The sequence below is a fragment of the Psychrobacter sp. I-STPA6b genome, assembly GCF_020662265.1.
GTDB lineage: Bacteria > Pseudomonadota > Gammaproteobacteria > Pseudomonadales > Moraxellaceae > Psychrobacter.
The window spans coordinates 138,914-156,914 of the sequence record NZ_VEWM01000063.1; the positions used below are offsets into that span (position 1 = coordinate 138,914).

Here is an 18,001-nt window from a genome sequence, read left to right on the forward strand (position 1 = left end):
CAAAAAGCCCCTTTCTATATATAGAAAGGGGCTTTTATTGATTATCAATAATCAACAAAACATTAAGCACGTGCTTTTTGTATCATGGTTATAATAAATAGTAACACCGCACCAACCACAAAACCAATCACACCATTTAACACAGCCGTTGATACACCTGAAAAAACACCCGTTAAATGTGCAATATCTTCTACAGCATGATGTAAATAACCAATACCATGAACCAAAATACCACCACCAACTAAGAACATGGCAACAGTACCTGCAATGGATAAAAACTTCATCAGCTTTGGTGCTGCCGCTAACAAAAACTTACCAATTTTTTGTTTTCCAGCGTCAGGTTTTTGCAACAAATGTAATCCTACATCATCAATTTTGACAATACCAGCAACCAAACCATAAACACCAATGGTAATTGCAACAGCAACAATACTCAACACCAATGCTTTGGTTAATAACGTTGCCCCAACAGTTGCACCAAGAGTAATCACAATAATTTCTGCAGATAAAATAAAATCAGTACGAATCGCACCTTTAATTTTCTGCTTTTCATAAGCAACCAAATCTATATTTTCATCCATATTTGCTTCCCGCCGAGCTTCATGCTCTGCATCATGAGGCAACAAATGAGGCCAGAACTTATGAATAACTTTCTCTGCCCCTTCATAGCAGAGATACAAGCCACCTATCATCAGTAGTGGTGTGACTAACCGTGGCTCAATACTACTAATAAGCAAAGCCACAGGCACTAAAATTAACTTATTAACAAACGACCCTTTTGCCACTGCCCAGACTACTGGCAACTCACGATTAGGTTTTACTCCCGTTACCTGCTCAGCATTAAGTGCTAAATCATCACCCAGCACGCCAGCCGTTTTTTTGGCAGCCACCTTGGTCATAACAGAGACATCATCCAAAATTAGACTAATATCATCAAGTAATGCTAATAGGCTAACACCTGCCATAAGACCTCCTCAGGTCAATCATAAAAAAATATGAACAATATATTAATATAGTCACTTCCAAGATAATACAAATATCTGAAACTAAAAAATAATATACATCATAGGATAATTAAGGTCCGCCTGCTTATCCATGATAGGTAGGATTATTAATCAATGACCTTTATCATATACTTAAATCAGAATCTTTAGTATTGCTCACACCATGAAAAATTAAATAACATTAAAATAAGCAATCAGATTATCAAGTCTTGTATGATATATAGCATGGTTATGGTTAGGCTCAATAAATTAAGACCACTTATCACATATCTTTTGATGTCACACTCTAAAAAGACTTTTGACTCAACGTGGTATTATGGAATAATGGTATCTTTTTTCATAACAATGATACTTTATACCCTGATGGTACAAAACCAACCTGATATTAACAGCAGACAAACCTTTGCTCATAACCTCACTTTTACTGAAGGATTTATTCATGTCACCTATTAACACTACTTTATACAAACGTTCATCTTACCTTGCAGTATTGATTAGTGTCCTACTTTTTGGTTGTGCTAATAATGAAAATGCTCAAGCGGAGCAAAACACCACTACAAACAATACACCTACCACCAATACTAACCAAGTTAATACCAGCACTTCGACAGAGTCAGATGCCTCTGTGGTTGATGCTTTACAAAAAAATCTTGCTGCTTCAGGCATTGAGACTACCATTATTTCTGCTACTCCAACAGAGATGCCAGATATGTACTGGGTAACGGCTGAAGGTCTACCCTCATTTTTTGCAGATAAGACAGGTCAACACATCATTCAAGGGCAAATTATACGTATCGGTGATGCAGAGCCAGTTGATATTGCTACGCCACTTCAGACACAAGCTGCCCAGCAAAAACTTGCTGCTGTTGCGAAGGAAGATATGGTTATTTTCCCAGCAAACGGAGAAACCAAAGGTGTGATTTATGCCTTTACAGATGCTGATTGTGGCTATTGCCGAAAGTTGCATAGTGAAATGCAAGAAATTAATGATAAAGGTATTGAAGTACGCTATCTAGCATGGCCTCGTAGCCAGCAGACTGTCCCCAAAATGGAAGCTATCTGGTGTAGTGAAGATCGCAATGCTGCCATGAATACAGCAAAATCTGGTGGTGAAGTTGCACCTTCAAGTTGCGAAAATCCAGTAGCAGAACAAGTTGAGTTAGGTCTTGGTCTCGGTGTTCGTGGAACACCAGCAATATTTACGGAATCTGGTGAACAAATTGGTGGCTATTTACCTGCTGAGCAAATTGCTCAAGCACTCGGTATTTAATACCCAAAATTGCCTTTGTCCTACCCATCTTAACAAATTGATAAACATGAAATAATTGGTGCATCATCCACATATACATAGTATATTGGTAGCAATAATGGTGATTATCCTCTGTGTATAATCACCATTAATCATGTGCTACTGGCATATGATTTAATGTTTATCAGTGCTTACAATTATTGTAAAACTTTACCAACTCACTTTTTGATAGTTGAAGAAGACTAAAACAGATGCAAAACAACTGAGTACAGATAGTTTGGTTGTACAGCAAACAAGGGCAACACCTTAACTGTTTAGTAGCACTTTGATTATAGTGAGCATCTTATTATTAACATTTCATAATAACCATCAAGTATTTGAGGATAATGTGAGTAAAACAATCAAACTTGCAATACTAGGATTAGGTACAGTAGGTACAGGTGTACTTAACTTACTAAATGATAACCTTCAAGAGCTAAAACGCCGTAGTGGTCACGATATTGTAGTGACACATGTTGGTACTCGGCGACATCGAGATGATATTGACCCCAGTATTCAGCAAGACAGTGATCTTATGGCAATTGTCACCAATAAAGATGTCGATATTGTCATCGAAGTCATCGGTGGGCAAACGGTTGCAAAAGAAGTCATCTTAGCAGCGATTCAAAATGGCAAACATGTCGTTACTGCCAATAAAGCATTATTAGCCGAACATGGTAATGAAATTTTTGCACTGGCAGAAAAACATCACGTCCATGTAGCCTATGAAGCGGCTGTGGCAGGTGGAATACCAATTATTAAGGTCATGCGTGAAGCACTGGCAGCTAATAAGATTGACTGGCTTGCAGGTATTATTAATGGTACAGGCAACTTTATCATGACAGAAATGCGTGATAAAGGTCGTGATTTTGATGATGTTTTGGCAGAAGCACAAGCATTAGGATATGCAGAAGCAGACCCAACATTTGATGTTGAAGGTATTGATGCCGCTCATAAATTAGCACTACTTGCCTCTATTGCCTTTGGTATTCCATTACAGTTTGACAAAGTCTACTGTGAAGGCATTACTAACATCACTCTACAAGATGTCACTTACGCTGAAGAGCTGGGATATCGTATTAAACATTTGGGAATTGCTGCCAGACGATATGATGACGATACACAGACGCCTTCTGGTATCGAGCTGCGTGTGCATCCAACACTGATTCCTGAAGATAAGCTCTTAGCCAATGTCAATGGCGTTAAAAATGCCGTCTTAGTCAATGCCCATCCACTTGGACAAACCTTATACTATGGTGATGGTGCTGGTGCTGGTGCAACTGCCTCTGCTGTTATGGCAGATGTTATGGATCTTATCCGAGTATTGACTGTAGAAAATCATGGACATCATGTGCCTCATCTTGCCTTTATCCCAGAGTCACTTTCAGATACGCCTGTATTACCTGCTGAAAAAATGAGAACGGGCTACTATTTACGCTTACAAGCAAAAGACATGTTAGGTGTATTGGCAGATGTCACCCGCATTCTTAGTGATGCTGGTATTAACATTGATGCTATTTTACAAAAACCTGCTCATAAACAAGGACAAGTCCCTGTGATTATCTTAACCCTACCCGTGATAGAAGAGCAGATAAATAGTGCCATTGAGAAAATAGAGCAATTAGATGCCATCACAGCAAAAGTTGTACGTATTCGCCTAGATGAATTGTCTTCTTCGTGATATCTTTAAGATACCTATCTGTACAGGAGTTTAATGATAAGTGATTTTACTCATTAATTGACAAAACAGCATAGGTAAACATAGTGTCATAACACATAATAGCTTTGTAATATCAATACAAATAAGGAAATACCATGTCAAATGATTCAATCGTAATTGTAAATGGAGCAAGGACAGCCATGGGTAGCTTTCAAGGTGCGCTATCCGGAGCAACTGCACCACAACTTGGTGCAACTGCCATCAAAGCTGCTGTCGAACGGTCTAATGTCGCTATCGATGATATCGACGAAGTCATTATGGGCTGTATTTTAACCGCAGGACTAGGACAAGGACCTGCTAGACAAGCCATGCGTCAAGCAGGCTTATCTGATGCCATCGGCGCCGTAACCATTAATAAACTTTGTGGCTCTGGACTAAAAGCCGTGATGCAAGCACATGATGCCATTAAGGCTGGTAGTGCGGATGTTATCGTAGCTGGTGGTATGGAATCGATGACCAACGCACCCTACATACTACCACAGTCTCGTGCTGGCTATCGTATGGGGCATAAAGAAGTCAAAGACCATATGTTCCTAGATGGGCTAGAAGATGCCGAAACAGGTAAACTTATGGGACAATTTGCCCAAGAAGTTGCCGATGAAAAAGGCTATACTCGAGAGCAAATGGATGACTTTGCTATTGAGTCACTCAATCGTGCTAAAACAGCCATTGAAGAAGGTCACTTTACCGACGAAATCGTTCCAATGACTATCAAGACTCGTAAAGGGGAAGTCACAGTCGAAGTGGACGAAGAGCCAGGCAATGCTAACATTGACCGTATTCCTAAGTTACGTCCTGCATTTGCCAAAGAAGGTACCATTACCGCAGCCAATGCCAGCTCAATTTCAGATGGTGCTGCTGCTGTGGTTGTTACTAGACAAAGCCTTGCTGAAGAAAAAGGACTAACACCACAGGCACGCATTGTTGCAACTGCGACATTCTCACGCCATCCCAGCGAGTTTACACTAGCACCTATTGGCTCAATTGAGCGTGTGCTTGATAAAGCAGGCTGGACTGTAGAAGATGTTGACTTATGGGAAATTAATGAAGCCTTTGCCATGGTAACGATGTTGGCAATTGATGAGCTAAATATTCCTCATGAAAAAGTAAATGTAGAAGGTGGTGCATGCGCACTTGGACATCCAGTTGGATGTTCTGGCGCACGTATCTTAGTCACCCTTATCAACTCATTGAAGCGTACTGGTGGTAAGAAAGGTGTTGCCTCATTATGTATTGGTGGCGGTGAAGCGGTTGCTGTTGCAATTGAGCTTATCTAGCATTACTGAATAACTCGGTCAAATAGTCCACCTATTATCATATATCATTATTACATTCGTTAATGAGTTGCATGAGTTAATAGTTATTTGACTGAAATAACCATCATAATCAAAACAACCAGTTGCTCTACAGTGGCTGGTTGTTTTTTGTTGCACCTGAACCACTTAAAATGTGCCTATCGTTTAAAAAACTTTTTATATCGCCATTCACAAGTAAATAGCTGTAACAGTCCTCAAGTAACATGTTATATCACTTACAGCCCCTTACAACTCATTACGCCTAGTTCACATAATGAAACTGGAAACCTATAGGATAAACTCTGTTAGATTGCTAAACTGATAGTCAAGTTGTTAGCTTAATAGTTTACACAGTGACAACTCTGCAATGTCTCTAGCAATTTATTGTTAGTTAATTGCCAGTATAAAATAACTGCAAGTAATAAAAGTTAAGAAGTACAGTAGTAAATAACACAATCCAACTAACTCGTTTTTAACTATAAGGAATACAATAATGAGTCAATTATTACGTTTAAAAGATATTCAAGCCACTCATCGTGATTTAATTGGCGATGACTACTATGACCCAACCGGCAAAACTGCTTATGGGGCACATGAAGATAAAATTGGTAAAATTGAAGGGGCTTTAGTAGAAGATACAACTGGACGTATTCGTTATCTTATCGTTGATGTAGGAGGCTGGTTTAGCTCAAAAGAAGTACTTGTGCCTGCTGGTCTAGCACGTATCGTCGGTGATGATGTCTTTTTTGATAGCTTAACCAAAAAACAAGTTGAAGCCATGGAGCAGTATGACCATGATTATCAATATAGCTATAAAGAACAGTTTGAAAAAGACCGTCAAGCCTTTGTTGCAGATACAGTCCCTGTAGAAGAGCAGGTAGAAATTGCAGAAACAGACTATCAAGCGCCAAACACTCTTGAGCTATTAGAAGAGCGTCTAACTGTTAATAAAGACCGTATCGTTGCTGGTCTAGTTAAAGTAGGCAAACATATTGTGACAGAAGATCGTCAAATTGATGTCGACCTTGAAGAAGAGCATGCCCATATTGAGCGTAAAAATGTCGACCGCCCAACAGACCGTCGTATCGGTGAAGATACAAACTCTGTAGAGGTACAACTAGAAGCTGAACGTGCGCATGTTAACAAAGAGACTTACGTAACAGAAGAAGTTAGTGTTGGCAAAACTGTTGAAAGCCATACAGAGACATTATATGAAACCATCCAGCGTGAAGAGCTAGACGTTGATGGTGATGATAATATCATTGACCGTGATGGTAATATCGTTAATCGTGATGACATCACAGCAGCAGATGTACGTGCTGCTCGTGGTAAATAGCCTACTCTAAGCTTTTGTCCTTAGTGTTATTTTAGTATTGTAAAGCTTGTTCTAAGAAGGCCAGAGTATATCTCTGGCTTTTTCCTATTTAGTTATTTCTTGCTATACTGCAACATATATGAGTTCGTTCTCTCAATCATGTAGTGCATAGTAATAAGAGCAACAACATAGCTATTTAGTCATTTTTTAATTATCTTAGTAAATAATATATCAATCGCCTTTGCTTAACCTTACTTGTATGGAAAACTTCTTATGGATACTCAAAAATCAAATTCTCAAGAAAAAATAGCGCCACATACCACTGTTAACACAGTATCAGAAGACAGTACAACATCTCCTAATAATCGTACAACAGTAGGACGTTTGGAGCTTTTAGAAGAACGTGCCGTTGTCAATAAAGAGCGTCTGGATGTTGGTAAAGTTATTGCCACAAAGCATGTACGTAAAAAAACGGTTAATGTTCCTATTGAGTTGGTTGAAGAAGTCCTTACAGTAACCACAACCTATCAAGATGTCGACTCACAAGCAATGTTAGAAGGCAGCTATGATGATAAAGAGGTTATTCGTCATGTTGAGCCAACGTTAGATAGCATTCCTAGTGTTACCATCAATGGTCATAAAGTACAACTTGGTGATGAACCCATTGAAATTGTACTATCTCGTCAAGTGGCTGTCGTTACTAAAGAAACTTATGTTGTTCAAGAAATAGATATTGAAAAATCAGTTCATACACATAAAGATACGATTTCTGTGGAATTACAACGAGAAGAACTGGACGTACAAGAAGAAGGGTTCCTAAATCACGATAGATAAAAATCATGATAGATAAATGAGCTATTTCTATAGTTGAAGAAGTCTCAAACAGATACAAGGCAAACGTACATAGTACCGTTGCACAGCAAACGATGGTAGCATCATAGCTGTATAGCTGTTCAGTGATTCTTTGACCATAACATGATTTAGATCATCATACTTTAGAAAATAAAAAAGCCAGCAAATGCTGGCTTTTTTGATATTGCTTATTTCCTATTATAAAAGTCATGGTCAACTATGAAGCTGATTTACAATCGTAGGTCTCAATGGCATCACCTGATTGACTGAGTCGTAATACGGCAGACTCAATGCTACTTGTGCTGACACGCCACTGAATCAAGCCTTCACCATCTGTCAAGACACTTTGATTGGCTTCAAAGATAATAGGATTGTCACCTGAATTGGTATTATTCAACACCATACTATTGCCATCAATTTCTAATGCCACACTTTCATTATCTGGTGCATAAGAGGCATTGACTTCTAGTGCAGGTGTACAAGCATAGTCAATATGACTCGTATCAATGACACCTGCATTAGCAACGGTTTGCTCATCGACGCTTTGGGTATCTGCTGTTTCTGTATCATTATCCAAAATTAATGGCTCTTCGGTTTCAGCAGGTTCAGCAGACATTGGTACAACCTGTTCAGCATTCTCATCTGACACTGTGTCGGTTGTCTCTTCTTTCTTTTGACAGCCACTCAGCCCCAAAGATAGTATCAACGCACCTGAAATTGCTATAAAACCAAACTTGCTATCACGTCCTATCATATAAACCTCTTAATTAGATAAAAATATTATTTTCTCATTATCCCCAAGACACGCCATTTACTCAACTAATATTCTAATACAAAATATTGCTGATTTTGTTACTTATCCTGTCCAGAGTACCGACAATCAATGTCAACACTCCCACACATGATTAGTTATCTTATAAAGATACTTTGATATAAAAACATAATAAAACCAGTAAGAGTTACTGTTGTCTATTTTCACTACAAGTATCAATCACTTAATACTGTCAATAGATGCTAAATCTTGCCATGACACTGTTTATATTTCAAACCAGAACCACAAGGACAAGGTGAGTTACGACTAATATTCAAGTCTTTGTAACTCTCTTCTGTATTACCTGTTTCTGTAGCACTTGCTGGTGCATTTCCTGTTGACGCTCCAGCCACACTTGCAGTCGTATTAAAGTTAATTCGCATTTGGCTGCGCCCTTGTGTACGCTGCTCTTCTGCTCGGTTACGTGCTGCTACTTCAGGATCTGGATGCGTCTCTCCTGTCAGACTATCTATCTCATTATGCTCAAAGTGCATCTGCATTCTTTGTGCTTCAACACGACGCTGTTCAGCCATTGCTTCCAGCTCTTCTTTTGTTGGGATATGTACGCGTGATAAATCTTGTACCGTATCCGACTTAATAGCACCAAGCATCATGGTAAATAAGTCAAACGACTCACGCTTATATTCCTGCTCTGGATTTTTTTGTGCATATCCACGTAAATGAATCCCCTTACGAAGCTGATCCATCTGCGTAAGATGCTCTTTCCAATGACGGTCTAAACTTTGGAGCATCAAATGTCGCTCTAATCTGGCGGCTTGCTCCTCACCCATCTGTTCACGACGCTCATGATAACGGTCAATAGCTGCCTGCGTAATCTTTCTACGTAGACCTTCTTCATCCAAACGGCGGTCTTCATCTAGCCAATCATTGATGGGCATAAAGTATTTAAACTCACTTTCTAGCTCATCTTCTAAACCATCAATATTCCATTGATCATCAATCGACCCTGGTAAAACAAACTGACTGATAAGGGCATCATATACTTCCCGATGCATTGACTCGATGGTTTCTTTTAAATCTGCTTCTGCCAATAAATCATCACGTTGTGAATAAATGACTTTACGTTGCTCATTAGCAACATCATCATACTTCAACAAGTTTTTACGGGCATCAAAATCACGGCTTTCTACTTTACTTTGAGCATTTTCAATCGACTTTGAAACCATCTTATGCTCAATGGCTTCATCTTCTTTTAGACCCATGGCACGCATCATATTCACCACACGGTCTCCAGCAAAGATACGCATCAAATCATCTTCTAATGATAAGAAGAATCTTGACTGGCCAGGGTCACCTTGTCGCCCTGCCCGCCCACGTAGCTGGTTATCAATACGGCGTGACTCATGACGCTCAGAGCCAATAATATGCAAACCACCAGCCGCTAGCACTTCATCATGACGCTTCTGCCATTGCTCTTTGAGCTTTTGCATCTGTGCTTCATCGACATTTTCTGGGTCAACAATCTGTGCTTGCCAGTTACCACCAAGAATGATATCTGTACCCCGACCTGCCATATTTGTTGCAATGGTAACCGAACGAGGACTACCTGCCTGTGCAATAATTTCTGCTTCACGCTCGTGTTGTTTAGCATTTAGCACATTATGCTTAATACCTTCTTGGTCTAATAAATAAGACAGCTCTTCACTTGCCTCAATGGTAGCTGTACCGACCAATACAGGCGCGCCCTTCGCTTGAATTTCCTTAATCTCTCGAATGATGCCTTTATACTTACCCAATTTGGTCAAGAAAATCTGGTCATCTAAATCTTTACGGGCAATTGGCTTATGTGTTGGAATAACAACGACATCAAGGTCATAGGTTGATTTAAACTCAGCCGCTTCAGTATCTGCTGTCCCTGTCATACCCGACAGCTTATCGTACAAACGGAAATAGTTTTGGAAGGTAGTGGTTGCCAGTGTTTGGTTTTCTGCCTGAATTTCGACGTTTTCTTTAGCTTCTACTGCTTGGTGTAGCCCTTCTGACCAACGACGACCAGGCATGGTACGCCCTGTATTTTCATCAACGATAATGACCTCACCATCATCAACAATGTAATGCACATTTTTAACAAAAATATGATGTGCACGAATAGCAGCTTGCACATGTGCTAATAAAGGCAAACGAGTTGGGCTATATAAACTTTCATTTTCACCCAGCTCACCCACTTCTATTAGGAAGTTTTCAATTTTTTCGTAGCCTTTTTCGCTAATTTCAATTTGACGATTTTTTTCATCAATCCAAAAATCACCTTCTTCATTATTTTTATTTGCTTCTTCATCTTTTGAGCGTTGCAGGCGAGGGATAATGGTATTAATAAGTGCATAAGTACGTGAAGAATCTTCCGCCTGCCCTGAAATAATCAATGGTGTCCGTGCTTCATCAATCAAAATTGAATCAATTTCATCAATGATACAATAGTTTAAAGGGCGTTGCTTTTTCTCTTCTAGGCTAAATACCATATTGTCACGCAAGTAATCAAAACCATATTCGTTGTTTGTACCATACGTGATATCTGCTTGATAAGCTTCTACTTTTTCTTGTGGAGGCTGTTGTGAATAAATCACCCCCACACTTAATCCTAAAAAGTTAAATAATGGACGGTTTAACTCAGCATCACGAGTAGCCAAGTAATCATTAACCGTCACAACATGCACACCTTTACCACTTAAAGCATTCAGATAAATGGCAAGTGTTGCCATCAATGTTTTACCTTCCCCTGTACGCATCTCTGCAATACTACCTTGATGCAAAGTAATACCACCGATAAGCTGCACATCAAAGTGACGCATACCCAAAGTACGTTTTGATGCTTCCCGACATACGGCAAATGCCTCTGGCAACATGGCATCAAGACTTTCACCTTTATCATAACGTTGCTTAAATTCTAGCGTTTTTTCTCGTAATTGCTCATCAGATAAAGACTGAATACTTTCCTCTTGTGCATTGATTTTCTTAACAATTTGACGCATGCGCTTTAGCTCACGGTCATTTTTTGTTCCAATTACACTGCCGACTATTTTTGATAACATAATTATATAAACCTGTGGAAATCTTTGGTGATACATACTCAAGAGTCAACCTAAGCCTATATCTCCCTCCAAATAAAATTACTCTTATTATATATGGTTACGTTTTAGATAGATACAAGTGCAATCATTAAGCCTATTTCAATAAAAACACTCTATCACTATCAGTAAACAATTCACATCATGATAAAATAAACCGTTTTACTCACCAATAAGCCGTTTTGTATTATGCCAAACTCAATCCAACACTCACCAGCACAAGCCAATCATAATAATACTTTAACTATTGCGGGGGAGGTTTATCACCTTGATGACCATACCCCTATGATGGTGCAGTATCTTACCTTAAAGGCACAATATCCTAATGCTTTATTACTGTACCGCATGGGAGACTTTTACGAACTATTTTTTACTGATGCCCAACGTGCTGCTGATATTTTGGACATTACTCTCACCAGACGTGGTAAAGATAAATCTGGTAATACCATTGCTATGGCAGGTGTTCCTTATCATGCCGCAGACAGCTATATGGCACGTCTGATTGCTGCTGGTGAGACCGTCGTTATCTGCGAACAAGTAGAGGAAGATGATACCAGCAATAATCAAGCCAAAAATAAAAAAGGCATTATGAATCGTGAAGTGGTAAAAACACTCACAGCAGGGACACTCACAGACGATGCCCTAATTGCCCCAAATCACACCCCTAGTGTGGTCGCAATCGACATTCAAACAGCCCCTAAAAACAAAGCCAACACATCCGCACAATATCATGCTGGTATCAGCCAGCTAGATATCAATGCTGGTACTATTCGTACCCAAGCCATTGCCAGTCATGATGAACAAACACTGACTCAACAGCTATTGAACGTACTGGTACGCTTCGACCCCAGCGAAGTCATCATTTCAGAAAACCTCGATAATCAATGGCAACAATGGCTACACAAAGAGCTGACCTGCCCCCTGATTCATGTTGCTGCCAGTGACTTTCATCAAGCACATGCAACCCAAACATTATGTACCCAATTTCAAGTACAAATGCTAGAAGGATTAGGCATTGCAAACAATCCGTTAATGCAAACTAGCTGTGCTGCTCTAATTCACTATGCTCAACAAACTCAACAACGCCATGTACCACAAGTAAATGAACTGGTGGTTGAAAATACCCAAGATTACTTAATTATTGACCACATCAGCCAAAAAAATCTGGAATTATTTGATAGTGTCAGCAACACAGGCACAAGCCTAATTTCAGTTATCAATCACTGCCAAACCGCCATGGGCAAACGTTTGCTGGTAAATCAACTTAAAAGACCATTGCGTCTATCTCCACATGCCAAAAATACGCCTCTTGATACCTTGCAACAACGACTAGATGCCGTTGAATGGCTACATAACCTCAGCACTACTCATCTCACACAATTAGCAGATATACTTTCTGATATTGCCGATATCGAGCGCATCAGCTCTCGTATTGCTCTTGGCAGTGCTAAACCTAAAGACTTACGCCGTTTACTTGATGCTATTATCTCAGCACAACACCTAACAGATGCCTTTATCACAGCAGAGCTTAACCCTCAAGCATCTGGACTATTGCCTCTACTCATACAACAACTACCACCCAACCATCAAACTTGTGACCATATCGCACAGCTTATTGATAGTGCCATTATTGAAAACCCTCCAGCGCATATCCGTGATGGTGGCATGATTGCACAGGGGTTTGATACAGAGTTTGACCGTTTAACTCATTTACATCACAACATCCAAGATACGCTAGATACTCTCGTAGAATCAGAACGGCAAAAAACGGGACTAACCAGCCTAAAAGTTGGCTACAATAAAGTTAGTGGCTTTTACTTTGAGCTTCCTAAAGGTCAAGCAAAACAAGCCCCGCAACACTTTATCCGTCAGCAAACACTAAAAAATAGTGAGCGCTTTATGACAGAAGCACTCAAAACATTAGAAACAGACTATCTCAATGCACAAACTGATGCACTTGCCCGTGAAAAAGCACTCTATCAAAAGCTGTTACACACCCTAAACGAACATATTAATTCACTCCAACGTCTTACCTCTGCACTGGCACAAATTGACGTTTTGGTAAACTGGGGAACACTGGCAAAAAATAATCACTGGCGCCGTCCAACACTGGCACCCAATCAAACAGGTATCGCTATAGAAGCTGGCAGACATCTGGTTGTAGAGTCTCGTCTTAACAAACCTAATAACAACTCAACCACCAGCACACATCAATTTATTGCTAATGATTGTTATATTGGTGACACAACACACCCAGAGCGTCTTCTTATTATTACAGGACCAAACATGGGTGGAAAATCGACTTATATGCGCCAGACTGCTCTAATTATTCTACTTGCATGCTGTGGTAGCTTTGTACCTGCTGACCGTGCAGTCATTGGAGATATTGACCGTATTTTTACCCGTATTGGCTCTGCCGATGACCTCGCTGGTGGTAAATCTACATTTATGGTCGAAATGATAGAAACTGCACAAATTCTTAACCTAGCAACAGATAAATCACTGGTGCTGATGGATGAGGTAGGACGTGGTACATCTACCACAGATGGGCTTGCCATCGCTCATGCCTGTGTCGAAAAGCTCTGCCAAATAAAGAGCTTAACATTGTTTGCAACACACTACTTTGAACTGACAGAGCTGGCAAAACAACCCGAGTTCCAAGATAAAGTTCGGAATGTTCATGTGGCTGCCAGTGAAGTAGAAGGACAGTTATTACTACTGCATAAAATCAACCAAGGAGCTGCTAACTCCAGCTTTGGGCTTCATGTTGCTAAAATGGCAGGCATACCAAATAGTGTCCTAAAGCAAGCTCAAAACTATCTAAATAACAACAGCATACAACCTAAAGCCAGCTATGCTAAAAGTGACAAAGCTTATCCCCAAGCTGAAAACACCCAACCACAAATGATAGAAACGTTACCAGAACACTTTGCTTTTCTGGAGCATAAAACACCAGAGCAAATACAGCAAGCCCTTGCAGTTATCGAAAAGTTGCAAAATCTTGACCCAGATAACTTAACACCAAAAGCTGCTTTAGAATGGATTTATAGTCTAAAAAATAATGACTGATGGTAATTTGTGAAAATACGCAGAAGAGAGTAAAATACGCCATTAATTCTGAGACTAATAGAAGGTAGCCGTCGCTATGGCCTTTGTTGTTACTGATAATTGCATCCGCTGTAAATATACTGATTGCGTAGAAGTCTGCCCTGTAGACTGCTTTTATGAAGGACCCAACTTTTTAGTCATCAACCCTGATGAGTGTATTGACTGTGCACTGTGTGAACCAGAATGCCCTGCCAATGCAATTTTCTCAGAAGATGAAGTGCCTGCTGGTCAAGAGGCCTTTATTGAGCTAAATGCTGAGCTTGCCGAAGAGTGGCCAAATATTACCGAAATGAAAGATGCCCTACCCGACCACAAAGAGTGGGATGGCGTTGAAGGGAAGTTGCAGTATTTGGAGCGTTGAGGAGAACTATATTATTTCATACAGATATCTGCCAGCTTCTTTGCAAGCTGGCTATATTCATAATATTCTAAAGCTAACTTCTTACCATTCCTCCCTAATTGTTCCCGCTCCATACTACTTAAATGATAAAGTTTGATAATGGCTTCTGTTATTGCGATAGGATTTTCTGGCTCAACTTCATAACCAGCATTAACTTCTGAAATTGGTCTATACTTTCCTGAATCAATCGCATATATGATTGGTTTCGCAGAATACAGATAATCAAATAACTTATTTAATGAAACACCAAAACCATATAATGGATCTTTTTTCACACCAAGATAGCAAACATCAAATTCAGATAACATAGATTGTATCTGATTTTTTGGAATTGTATCAATAAAATAAACATTATTAACTTTGTTTTGTTTACAGTAATTAATTAGACTTTCTTTCTTTTTACCATCACCTACTACTACAAAAGCAATATTATTATAGCTTTGTAATTTTTTAGCAGCTTTAATAAAAAAGTCCATTGCATTTGCTAAGCCTAAAGTGCCAGTATAACCCACGATGAACTTATCTTTAGGTAACTGCGTAATAGTCTCCTTATCTAATGGCTGTTTATTAGTTACTTCTTGCAAAGAAAATCCATTGGAAATCCAATAAAATTTTCTTACATTTAAACCATGCTGTTGCATATGTTCAACTGCATATTTTAGATTAGAGACCACAATATCAGCTTTTTTATAGGCTCTACTCTCTATCCACTGAAGAAATAGTATAAAAGGATGATATTTGCTATAACCACCCAAATGTCTTAAAGTTAATGGCCATATATCTCTCACTTCAAAAACCAATTTACACTTTAATTTTGTTGCCAAATATTCCGCACCCAAATATCCAACTAAAGTTGGGGATGAGTATAAAATAGTATCTGGTTTTTGAGAAATAACTTTAGTTAGCTGAGTAAGTTTCCAACAAAAATAAAACCAGTTCAGTATTCGTTTTTTACTATGTGCATGTTGGTAAGTTGATGTACGCACCCATACCATATTAAAACCATAAGATGAGTCAATCAAAAATTCCTTATCAATCTCAATCGGGTTCCGCAGTAAATGTGTAAAAGAAGCAGATATTAAATATACCTTATATCCTAATTTAGCTAATTCTTCAGCAAGATAAAAATGTCTACCACCAAACCCTGTATCAGGTGTAGAGGCATATTGATTCATAATCCAGATCGTTTTTGTCTGCATATCTAATTTACTCTCACATTTAACAATGAAGTACAAAACATACTAACACCTGAATCTAAACTTTAACCTATGCTGTCAAATTCGTAAATTAATTCATTTCATATATTTTTGGTATTTGATTTATAGTATTAATTGTACTTCTAAAATCCATTCCAATCACATCTAAATACCATCTAATATTTTGATATCTTGGCTGATTCTCCTCCAATACAAGACTCAAAGCTTTCTCACGGCTAATTTGCCCTTCCCGAATTTGATTACTTCTAAAAGTATCATGCTCTGTAAAACCAGCCACTGTATAATAAATATAGTTATAAAATCCTGATGTACCATCACCAATACGCCAAGTCGTACTGGTATCCACCGCAGTTTCCCAATCATATTCATTAATTAAAAGATCATCTATGAGACTTTCATCCCAACGCCAATAATCAAAAATATGATAATAATCTTTTTTCTTAGTAAAACTACGATAATATTCGCCTGTTAATGTATCTAGTAATGAATCATTAAAATACCCAATACTTTTTGTCATAGCTAAAAAACGTAGTTTTTGATATTCAACTTGTTTTTGCCAACCATGCATATATACTCGTTTTTCATCAAAGTCTGGTGGAACACCCAAAAAACCTGCTTTAAAATGTGTAACTTCTAGTGGATTAATACCCCATAAATTTAAAGACACATTAGTTTGTTTTTTTACTGTTTCAATATGTCTAAAAAAATGTTTATCACCAGCAGTAAGTATACTAACCATACCCAGATTAGGTGCTTTAAGCCATGCAGCTAAATTTCTGGCTATATTTTTTCGCTTTTTCGCTATATTAGCTGCTACAACAATATTTTCTACTCCAAGTTGAGCACACATACGACTAATATTTCGACGACCTAAGTCTGTAACCATCCCCCAATCATACGTATAAGCTATTGGTTTTAAATTTAGCTCCTTAACTACTAGGTGTAATCCATAACAGCTATCTCTTCCTCCAGAAAAAGGAACAATGCACTCTGCTCCTTCTGTCCTTCGATAAGATTGTAGTAGGGTCAAAAGCTGATTTTTTGGTTTTGGCTCATTACGAATTTTATAATTTGTACAATAATTACAGACACCTTGCTCATTAAAAGTTATATAAGGCATAGTTTCTGGTAATATACATTTAGTACACCTCTTCAAATTAGGGATATTATACTCTAATAACTTTTGTTCTTGACTATCTAAATGAATATAGGTTGGCACCAGATTCTTTTTATTTTTATCTAATATATCCAAATCAATACTTATTTTTTCTGTAATAGGTATATCTAATATTACTTCTCTATTAATTACTTGTTCTATATTAGCAAATCCGAGCTTTTCTAATACATATTTTTCTGAAGCGAAGCAAAATTTTTGTTTATTTTTAGCAATGTAGAGACTACCATTATTAGAAAACAATACTAACTTTCCAAGCTTAGGCATCATTACAGCACAAGCGACTACCCCTTTACACTTTGATAATACACTTTCAGAGAGACCTACTATTGTGCCATTCTTATGGTAATATTGTTCAGCTATTACAGCAATTACTTCTGTATCTATTTGTAAATTTTTAGGTTCTAAAGTTTCTTTCCATATTTCTTCATCATTAACAATAATTCCATTATGTATTACAATAAAATCATTTCTAATAATAGGTTGGTTATTAATCATACTATTAGTTACTAATCTACTATGTCCTAACACAATACTAGAAGAACTATAATCAACTTTTCCCAGTAGTCTCATAATATTAAAATCTGCTCGATTAATATTATACTGCTGTGACTTAAAAGTTATCAAACCACTTGAATCTCGACCTCTCTGCTGAGAATGTTTAGCTAATAGCATTAAGTCTCTCTTAGAAACTCCTCTTTTATCTAAAACCCCAAATATCCCACACATAA

General features: G+C 38.3%; 12 protein-coding genes. 7 read left to right on the plus strand and 5 right to left on the minus strand.

What is annotated here, in order from left to right; translation table 11 throughout:
* Positions 1 to 62 precede the first annotated feature (62 nt).
* Positions 63 to 965 (minus strand): DUF808 domain-containing protein, encoded by a 903-nt coding sequence (locus tag FHK88_RS05865; protein ID WP_227429810.1) that lies wholly within the window; start codon positions 963 to 965, stop codon positions 63 to 65.
* Positions 966 to 1,443: 478 nt separating this feature from the next.
* Between FHK88_RS05865 and FHK88_RS05870 the strand changes: the two genes are divergently transcribed.
* The 5 genes from FHK88_RS05870 to FHK88_RS05890 all read left to right on the plus strand — a co-directional run bounded on the left by FHK88_RS05870 (position 1,444) and on the right by FHK88_RS05890 (position 7,456).
* Positions 1,444 to 2,274, plus strand: a complete 831-nt coding sequence (locus FHK88_RS05870) for a DsbC family protein (RefSeq protein WP_227429811.1) — start codon at positions 1,444 to 1,446, stop codon at positions 2,272 to 2,274.
* 367 nt (positions 2,275 to 2,641) lie between these two features.
* A complete protein-coding gene (locus FHK88_RS05875; RefSeq protein ID WP_227429812.1) occupies positions 2,642 to 3,973 on the plus strand; it encodes a homoserine dehydrogenase in 1,332 nt (443 codons plus the stop codon).
* A 134-nt stretch (positions 3,974 to 4,107) separates the two neighbouring features.
* Positions 4,108 to 5,289 (plus strand): thiolase family protein, encoded by a 1,182-nt coding sequence (locus FHK88_RS05880; protein WP_227429813.1) that lies wholly within the window; start codon positions 4,108 to 4,110, stop codon positions 5,287 to 5,289.
* A 511-nt stretch (positions 5,290 to 5,800) separates the two neighbouring features.
* Positions 5,801 to 6,643: a DUF2382 domain-containing protein gene (locus tag FHK88_RS05885; protein WP_227429814.1), complete on the plus strand. Its 843-nt coding sequence runs from the start codon at positions 5,801 to 5,803 to the stop codon at positions 6,641 to 6,643.
* A gap of 252 nt (positions 6,644 to 6,895) precedes the next feature.
* Positions 6,896 to 7,456, plus strand: a complete 561-nt coding sequence (locus FHK88_RS05890) for a YsnF/AvaK domain-containing protein (protein ID WP_227429815.1) — start codon at positions 6,896 to 6,898, stop codon at positions 7,454 to 7,456.
* Positions 7,457 to 7,691: 235 nt separating this feature from the next.
* On the opposite strand, the gene FHK88_RS05895 is transcribed toward FHK88_RS05890, so the two are convergent.
* Positions 7,692 to 8,228, minus strand: coding sequence for a hypothetical protein (locus FHK88_RS05895; protein WP_227429816.1), 537 nt, complete (start codon positions 8,226 to 8,228; stop codon positions 7,692 to 7,694).
* A 260-nt stretch (positions 8,229 to 8,488) separates the two neighbouring features.
* Positions 8,489 to 11,335 (minus strand): preprotein translocase subunit SecA, encoded by a 2,847-nt coding sequence (secA, locus tag FHK88_RS05900; RefSeq protein WP_227429817.1) that lies wholly within the window; start codon positions 11,333 to 11,335, stop codon positions 8,489 to 8,491.
* Positions 11,336 to 11,560: 225 nt separating this feature from the next.
* Here secA and mutS point away from each other — a divergent pair, with 225 nt between their 5' ends.
* Together mutS and fdxA are read left to right on the plus strand one after the other, a co-directional pair.
* Positions 11,561 to 14,440: a DNA mismatch repair protein MutS gene (gene mutS, locus FHK88_RS05905; protein ID WP_227429818.1), complete on the plus strand. Its 2,880-nt coding sequence runs from the start codon at positions 11,561 to 11,563 to the stop codon at positions 14,438 to 14,440.
* Positions 14,441 to 14,516: 76 nt separating this feature from the next.
* Positions 14,517 to 14,840, plus strand: coding sequence for a ferredoxin FdxA (gene fdxA, locus FHK88_RS05910; RefSeq protein ID WP_227429819.1), 324 nt, complete (start codon positions 14,517 to 14,519; stop codon positions 14,838 to 14,840).
* A gap of 11 nt (positions 14,841 to 14,851) precedes the next feature.
* On the opposite strand, the gene FHK88_RS05915 is transcribed toward fdxA, so the two are convergent.
* Positions 14,852 to 16,054, minus strand: coding sequence for a glycosyltransferase family 4 protein (locus FHK88_RS05915; RefSeq protein WP_227429820.1), 1,203 nt, complete (start codon positions 16,052 to 16,054; stop codon positions 14,852 to 14,854).
* 112 nt (positions 16,055 to 16,166) lie between these two features.
* Positions 16,167 to 17,999: a glucosamine 6-phosphate synthetase gene (locus tag FHK88_RS05920; RefSeq protein WP_227429821.1), complete on the minus strand. Its 1,833-nt coding sequence runs from the start codon at positions 17,997 to 17,999 to the stop codon at positions 16,167 to 16,169.
* Between the last annotated feature and the right edge of the window lie 2 nt (positions 18,000 to 18,001).